General features: G+C 71.8%; 9 protein-coding genes. 5 read left to right on the forward strand and 4 right to left on the reverse strand.

All coding sequences use genetic code 11. The features are described 5' to 3' along the window. Positions 1-121 precede the first annotated feature (121 nt). Positions 122-553: a hypothetical protein gene (locus ACFRAV_RS06325; RefSeq protein WP_351115916.1), complete on the reverse strand. Its 432-nt coding sequence runs from the start codon at positions 551-553 to the stop codon at positions 122-124. A 359-nt stretch (positions 554-912) separates the two neighbouring features. On the opposite strand from ACFRAV_RS06325, the gene ACFRAV_RS06330 reads away from it, so the two are divergent. Continuing rightward, positions 913-1,359 (forward strand): cyclic nucleotide-binding domain-containing protein, encoded by a 447-nt coding sequence (locus ACFRAV_RS06330; RefSeq protein ID WP_382552113.1) that lies wholly within the window; start codon positions 913-915, stop codon positions 1,357-1,359. A 67-nt stretch (positions 1,360-1,426) separates the two neighbouring features. On the opposite strand, the gene ACFRAV_RS06335 is transcribed toward ACFRAV_RS06330, so the two are convergent. Beyond that, positions 1,427-2,779 (reverse strand): MFS transporter, encoded by a 1,353-nt coding sequence (locus ACFRAV_RS06335; protein WP_382552115.1) that lies wholly within the window; start codon positions 2,777-2,779, stop codon positions 1,427-1,429. A 122-nt stretch (positions 2,780-2,901) separates the two neighbouring features. Further along, the gene (locus ACFRAV_RS06340) at positions 2,902-3,786 is read right to left on the reverse strand and encodes an RNA polymerase sigma factor SigF (RefSeq protein WP_351115913.1); all 885 of its coding nucleotides are present in this window, start codon (positions 3,784-3,786) and stop codon (positions 2,902-2,904) included. Between the two features lie 466 nt (positions 3,787-4,252). On the opposite strand from ACFRAV_RS06340, the gene ACFRAV_RS06345 reads away from it, so the two are divergent. From ACFRAV_RS06345 to ACFRAV_RS06355, 3 genes are read left to right on the forward strand one after another with little or no spacing between them, the layout of a single operon-like run. Continuing rightward, the gene (locus ACFRAV_RS06345; RefSeq protein ID WP_382552116.1) at positions 4,253-5,110 is read left to right on the forward strand and encodes an RNA polymerase sigma factor SigF; all 858 of its coding nucleotides are present in this window, start codon (positions 4,253-4,255) and stop codon (positions 5,108-5,110) included. Between the two features lie 4 nt (positions 5,111-5,114). After that, on the forward strand, positions 5,115-5,432 hold the full coding sequence (locus ACFRAV_RS06350) for a DUF5133 domain-containing protein (protein ID WP_382552118.1): 318 nt from the start codon (positions 5,115-5,117) through the stop codon (positions 5,430-5,432). A 19-nt stretch (positions 5,433-5,451) separates the two neighbouring features. Beyond that, complete coding sequence (locus ACFRAV_RS06355; RefSeq protein WP_382552120.1) at positions 5,452-5,916, forward strand: ATP-binding protein; 465 nt, start codon at positions 5,452-5,454, stop codon at positions 5,914-5,916. A 73-nt stretch (positions 5,917-5,989) separates the two neighbouring features. On the opposite strand, the gene ACFRAV_RS06360 is transcribed toward ACFRAV_RS06355, so the two are convergent. Next, positions 5,990-6,436: an ATP-binding protein gene (locus tag ACFRAV_RS06360; RefSeq protein WP_382552122.1), complete on the reverse strand. Its 447-nt coding sequence runs from the start codon at positions 6,434-6,436 to the stop codon at positions 5,990-5,992. A 173-nt stretch (positions 6,437-6,609) separates the two neighbouring features. On the opposite strand from ACFRAV_RS06360, the gene ACFRAV_RS06365 reads away from it, so the two are divergent. Beyond that, positions 6,610-6,843, forward strand: a complete 234-nt coding sequence (locus ACFRAV_RS06365) for a DUF6480 family protein (RefSeq protein ID WP_382552123.1) — start codon at positions 6,610-6,612, stop codon at positions 6,841-6,843. Positions 6,844-6,925 lie beyond the last annotated feature (82 nt).

A 6,925-nucleotide genomic window follows, 5' to 3' on the forward strand; every position in this document is an offset into this window, starting at 1 on the left:
GATGAACCGGGCCACGAAGAACCGGGCCTCGGGGGAGTCCCGAAGCCCGGTGAGGTCGGCGAGGTCGGTGCGGTGCGGTCGGTGGCCGGCGGGCGCCGGTCCCGGCGGGAACCGGAACCGGTCAGAAGTCGGTGGGCAGGTCGCTGGCCTCCGCGATCCCGCGCAGCTCCTCGTCCTCGCGGCGACGGCGCAGCAGGGAGTCGGCGATCTCGCGGCGGCGCTCCGGGTCGGCGGCACTGGCCGCGTCGGTGACGACCCGGATGGGACCGGTGTCCTCGTAGTCGAGTTCGATCAGGACGTTGTCGAGACGGCCGGTGACCGCTGCGGCGATCACCAGGGCGGCCTCGTCACGGATCTCCTGCGGCACCGGACCCTCGTCGGGGCAGTCGCCGTCCGGGCCGAGATCGGCCAGGTCGACGTCCTCACCGAGCGCCCGCAGCGCGGGCCGGACCAGGCGGAGCAGGAGGTCGTACTCCTCGGGGCTCAGTCGGAGACGCAGCAGGTCGAGGTAGAGCTCGACCGGTGCGCCGTCCGGCAGGTGCGGTTCGCTCATCGGCTCCGGGTTCCCCGAGTGGGACGACGATCACATCCCGGACGCTGATTCGTCCGAAGGGGTGGGGATGGTTTAAGCTTCACCCATACGACGTCATCGTCGTACCCTTGTGCGACCCCGACCGGTCTCCCCCGTCCGGTCGGGGTCTTTTGCGTTCCGCGCCCGGCCGTCGCCCGCCCGCTCCCCGGCCGTCGCCCGCCCGCTCCCCGGTCGTCGCAAGCCCGCTCCCCGGCCTGCCCGAGGCCCTCACCGCCTTTCCCCACCCTTCACCCGTTCGAAGTGCTCCCGTCGGGGGGACCCGCTGACAATGGGGGAGGGGTGTGTGTCCGTAGTCCGCCCGGCCGGCGAGGAGCGTCGTGATGACCAAGCCGATCAAACTGCTGACCGCGCTGACTCCGGAACGCCGGGAACGGCTGATGACGCTGGCCCGGGAGGTCTCCTTCCCGGAGGACGCCCCGATCTTCGAGGAGGGCGGGGTCGCCGACCGCTTCTGGGTGGTGCGCTCCGGACGCGTCGACCTGTACCAGCAGGTCACGCAGTTGCGACGGGTGACCGTGGCGAGCCTGGGCGCGGGTGACCTGCTGGGCTGGTCCTGGCTGTTCCCGCCGCACGAGTGGGACTTCGGGGCGGTGGCGTTCAGCCCCGTCCGGGCCTACGAGTTCGAGGCCGCGCCGGTCCTCGAACTGTCCGAGGAGGACGCGGGCCTGGGCCTGTCGCTGATGCGGATCGTCGCCGAGATCCTCGCCTACCGCCTGGAGTCCACCCGGGTCCAGCTCCTCGAGTCCTTCAAGCACCCCCACCGCTGAGCCTGGGCGCCGCGGCCGCCCCGCCCGTCGGCTCCGCCCGTCGGCGCGGGCCGGGAGCGCGCGCGGGTCAGACGCGGTAGCGGCGCAGGGACGGCATGAGGACGGCGAGGGCGAGTGTCAGCAGGACCACGAGCGCGCCGCCTCCCGCCACGGCCCACCGGGTGCCCGCCGCCGACGCGGCCGTCCCGTGCAGGACGTCGGCCAGCCGCGGTCCGCCCGCGACCACCACGGTGAAGACGCCCTGCATCCGGCCCCGCATCTCGTCCGTCGCCGCGGACAGCAGGATCGCCCCGCGGAAGACCATGGAGACCATGTCGGCCACTCCGCCCGCCGCCAGGCAGGCCACGGCCACCCACAGGTTGCCGGTGAGCCCGAAGCCCATCACGGCCAGGCCCCAGCCCACGACCGAGCCGATCACCATCCAGCCGTGCCGCCGCGCCCGCGAGAAGGTGCCGGAGAACAGGCCGCCGATCACGGCGCCGACCGGGATCGCCGCGAACAGCAGACCCAGCGCGAACTCGGAGCCGTACGCCCCGAAGGTCTCCTCGGCCATCTGCGGGAAGAGCGCCCGCGGCATGCCGAACACCATGGCGATGATGTCCGCGAGGAAGGAGAGGAGCAGCACCTGCTGCATGCCGATGTACCGGAAACCGTCCACGACCTCCCGCAGCCCGGCCCGCCGGGGGGCGCCGCCGTCGGCCAGGGGCGGCAGTGCGGGGAGGCGCCAGACCGCCCACACGGTCACGGTGAGCGCGAGGGCGTCGATCAGGTAGAGCTCGGGAAGCCCGACGAGCGGTATCAGCGCCCCGGCGAGCAGCGGACCCGCCACCAGACCCGTCTGCATCACCGTGGACCCCAGGGCGTTGGCCGCCGGCAGCTCGTCGGCCGGCACCAGCCGGGCGATGGAGGCGGTCCGGGCCGGCGAGTTCAGCCCGAAGAACGCCTGCTGCACCGCGAGCAGCACCATCAGCACCAGGACGGAGTCCGTTCCGGCGGCCGCCTGGACCCAGAAGAGCACCGAGGTCACCGCGATGCCGGCGTTGGTCACCAGCAGGAGCTTGCGCCGGTCGACCGTGTCGGCGACCGCGCCGCCCCAGAGCGCGAAAAGCACCATCGGCACCAGCCCGGCGAGGCTGGCGTAGCCGACCCAGGCGGAGGAGCCGGTGATGTCGTAGATCTGCTTGGGGACCGCCACCGCCGTGAGCTGGCTGCCCACCGAGGTGACGATGGTGGACGACCACAGCCGCCGGTACGCGGGCCGGCGCAGCGGGCGGGTGTCCATGGCGAAGCGGCGCCACCCCGGGCGGGCGGCGGCCGCGGGCGGGCTCGCCGCCTGTCCCTCGACGGCCGGCGACGGGGCGCTGTCGAGGCCCTCGTGACCCTCATGGTCCTCGACGCCGCTGCGACTACTGGTGTCCACGGATGGCACGCACTCTCTCGATGCTCAGTACAACTATCTGAACAGCATCATCCCCCATGGGCGGACCGGTGTGTTCACCGGTCGCCCATGGGGGAGGGGATCGAGAGGTTCCGAGCGGAGGCTCAGGCCACCGACGGGTCGAGCAGGCCCTTGCGGAGCTTCTTGATGATGCGGCTCAGCAGACGGGAGACGTGCATCTGGGAGATGCCCAGCTCCTCGCCGATCTGCGCCTGCGTCCGCTCCTCGACGAAACGCATGTGGATGATCTGACGGTCGCGCTCGTCCAGCTCGGCGATGAGCGGGGCGAGGGAGTGGAAGTCCTCCACCAGCTCCAGGGAGGCGTCCTCGGCGCCGATGAAGTCCGCCAGCACGGCCTCGCCGTCGTTGCCGCCGTCGCGGGTGAGCGCGGCGTCCAGGGAGGAGGAGGTGTAGCAGTTCGAGGCCTTCTGCGCCTCGACGACCTCCGACTCCGGCAGGGACATCAGCGCCGAGAGCTCACGGGTGGTGGGCGTGCGGCCCAGCCGGCTGCGCAGCTCCTCGGTCGCCCGGGCCAGCTCGACCCGGGCCTCCTGCAGGCGGCGCGGGACGTGGACGGCCCAGCTGGTGTCACGGAAGAAGCGCTTGATCTCGCCCACGATGTAGGGGACCGCGAAGGAGGTGAACTCGACCTCGCGGGTCAGCTCGAACCTGTCGATCGCCTTGATCAGGCCGATGGTGCCGACCTGGACGATGTCCTCCATCGAGTCGTCGCGGCCGCGGAAGCGGGACGCGGCGTAGCGGACGAGGGACAGGTTCATCTCGATGAGCGTGTTGCGGGCGTACTGGTACTCCGGGGTGCCCTCTTCGAGCCCGGCGAGGCGGTTCAGGAACGCTCGCGACAGTTCCCTGGCGTCCCTGGGGGCCACGGCGGAGGGGTCCTCAATGTACGGGAGCCCCGCGGTCGTCTCCTCGGTCCGAACCTCCCACTGCGCCGTGGTCGTTGCCTCTCCCGCGGTCACGGCTGCCATGCTGTTCCTCTCTGATCGTCTGCAGTCATCGAACACTCCGTACAGGTCGTCGAACAGATCCCTGTATACGTCGTATTCGTCCTCGTAGCTGCGTGCCACCATTTTGCCGGGTGACATCGCTCGCTTGCCCCGAGGTTCGCTTCGTACTCCACCCGGAGGAAAACTTTTCTGTGAAGCGGATCTCATCAAGCCCTGACCAGCGCTTTCGCTCGGAGTGACCGCAAGTCGGCGACGCGGCGACGCCGCGCGGGAGCCGCCCGCGTGCGGGGTTGCGTGACGGCAGTCACAATATTGGAGATCGAGGCGTTTGCCGTCCGACCCCTGGGGCAGGTGGGGTTTCGTGCTTCGGACCGGAGAAACGCGCCGCAGGTCGGCGCGACCGCCCGGCACCCGAAACCTCCCGGCGACCGTGGGCAGCGTATCCGCGGCAGTTCCCTGACCCCCCACTGCTCAGGAGCTCAATCGCATGGTCATCGATATGTCGACAAGTCGCTCCGAAACGGCACAAACCACCGCACACCGGACCTCCGGCGGCCGTAGGCCGCACGATGACGCCCCCGACACCGCGGCCGCGTTCTCCCGGCTCGCCGGGCTGGGCCCCGGACCGGAGCGCGACGCGGTGCGCGAGGAGTTGACCGAGGCGTGGCTGCCGATGGCCCACCGTATCGCGAGTCGCTTCCGCGACCGCGGTGAAGCGGTGGAGGATCTGCGGCAGGTCGCCGCGCTCGGACTGGTGAAGGCGATCGACCGGTTCGACCCCTCCCGGGGCGCGTTCGAGAGCTATGCCGTCCCCACCATCACCGGCGAGATCAAGCGGCACTTCCGTGACCGCATGTGGGCCCTGCGGGTCCCGCGCCGGGTGCAGGAGCTTCGCAACAAGGTGCGGGTGGCCCGGCGGGAACTCACCCAGAGCCCCGGCAGCCCGGAGCCGAGTACCGCGCGGATCGCCGAGTACACCGGGCTGACCGAGGAGGAGGTGGCCACCGGCATGGAGGCGCTGGAGAGTTTCAGCACCCTCTCGCTGGACGCGGAGCTCTCCTCCGACGACGACGGGTACAGCCTGGCCGACACGCTCGGCTCCTCGGACTCCGCCTACGACACCGTGGTGGACCGCGAGGCGGCGAAGGAAGGACTGCGCCGGCTCCCCGAGCGGGAGCGGGCCATCCTCTACATGCGGTTCTTTGAGGACATGACACAGAACCGGATCGCTGACCGGCTGGGCATCTCCCAGATGCACGTGTCGCGGCTCATCAGCCGCAGCTGCGCACGGGTACGGGAGGAAGCCCTCGGCCAGGGCATGCGAACCGCCTTCGCGAAGGAGTAGGTCCATGCTCACGCCTCACCCCGCCACGCTGCGCAAGCTCGTCGACGAGTACCACGCCCTGCTCGCCGAGGAGGCCGAGCGGGGCGGGCCCCGCGCCGGTCGGTGCTCCGAGGACCTGGCCTACACCCTCTGTGTCTCCACCGGCACCCGCGACATCCGCGCCGCGCTCGCCGCGGCGCACCGGCTGCTCGCCGCCGGGCCCCTGACGGCGGGCGGCGCGCTGGGCGGGGCTCTGCCGGCCGCAGGCCGGATGACCGCGGCCCGCATCCGGGGCGCCGGGCGGCCGCTGGTCGCCGAGGGCGGGGAACCCGTGGCGTCATGAGCTGCCGAGGAGTGGTGCGGTGAACTGCGCGCGGCACGGTTCCCAGCCCGTCCGCGGGCGTCCGCGGGCCGCCGTGGCGAGTGCCTCGGCGGCCCGCGCGTACGCGGTCGCCGTGGTCCGCGACCAGTGGGAGACCCCCTACCGCAGGGCGCCAGAGGGCGCCCTCGTCGATCTGCGGCTGGTCGTCTCCGAGCTGGTCTCCAACGCGCTCCGGCACGGCGGAGGCCTCACCGGCTTCGACGCCCGGCCCGAGGCCGTGGGAGTGCGGGTGGTGGTGCGTGACGCCAGCGACCGCGTACCGGAGGCGGTCGTCGCGCCGGGGGGCTTCCCCGAGGGGGACGAGCACCTGGAGCGCACCGCACCCGGCGGCTACGGCTGGCCGCTCATCCATCGGCTGGCACGCGACATCCACGTCGAACGTCTTCCCGAAGGAGGCAAGGCCGTCAGCGCGTTGATTCCGCTGACCGTCTCCCGGGAGGACTGACACTCCTGTTGTTCGTCCATGCCTGCCGGGAGGGCCGGTCTGGCCGCGCGTCCCGCCGTCCGCCCCTGGTGGTTCACCAGGGCAGGAACACGTGGATGTCCTTGCCGTCACTGCGGCCCACCACGCTGACCTGGTCGGACAGCGTGTGCACGAGGTGCCAGCCGATGCCCCCGCCGCCACGGCTGGGCTGGAACGGCCGGGGAGCCGGCGGCTTCGGATTGCTGTCGCTCATGGTGACGTGGACGCCGTCGAAGGTGCGGCGCATCCTCAGTTCGAACGGGCCGGGCGCGTACTGGACGGCGTTCGCGGCCAGCTCGGTGACCACCAGCAGGATGTCGTCCCAGTGTTCCGGCGCCGAAGGGGGAGTGGGGCGCGAGAGCGCGCTCAGGAACTCCTCGGCGGCGAGCCTGGCGTCCGTCACGTCCGGCAGTTCACCGGAGAACGCGACCGTCAGGCTCTTCACGTCTTCGTCGTGTCGGTGATGGGCAAGCGCGTCTTCCCCGCGCGGCTCGGATGCCATGTCGCCTTCCCCAGCCCCTCGGGCGCGGTGCTGTCGCGCAGTCGTCCTCTTCCTTTCGTTGCATGTTCCCGAAGGGAGGGAAGCTACGCGCCCCGAAGGACGGGAGGGACGATGGGGGCACGGGCGTGCGGAGGGAACGGTTCCGGTCCGGTGGGCCGGGGAACCCGGCGCGCATGAGCTACTCGAATCCCGACCCGGACCCGTCCCGCTCCACCGGCCTGGAGCCCGGCGGGGGAGTCCCGCCGGGCGAGACCCCGCCCGCGGAGAGCAGCATGCCGGAGGCAGGGCCCAGCGAGGCGCACAACCCGGCCAAGGGCTGGGCCAAGGGACCGTTGATCCTCATCGCGCTGGTCGTGCTGCTGGTGGCCGTCGGCATGATCGGCTACGCGGTGGGCGTGTGGAACTGACCGTGACCCGAGAACGGGAGGGCCGGGCGGCGAGCCCCCGCCCCCCCCAACCCCCCCCCCCCCCCCCCCCCCAACCCCACCC

Origin of the sequence: Streptomyces sp. NPDC056600 (assembly GCF_042792855.1) — a bacterium.
In the GTDB taxonomy this organism is placed as follows: Bacteria; Actinomycetota; Actinomycetes; order Streptomycetales; family Streptomycetaceae; genus Streptomyces.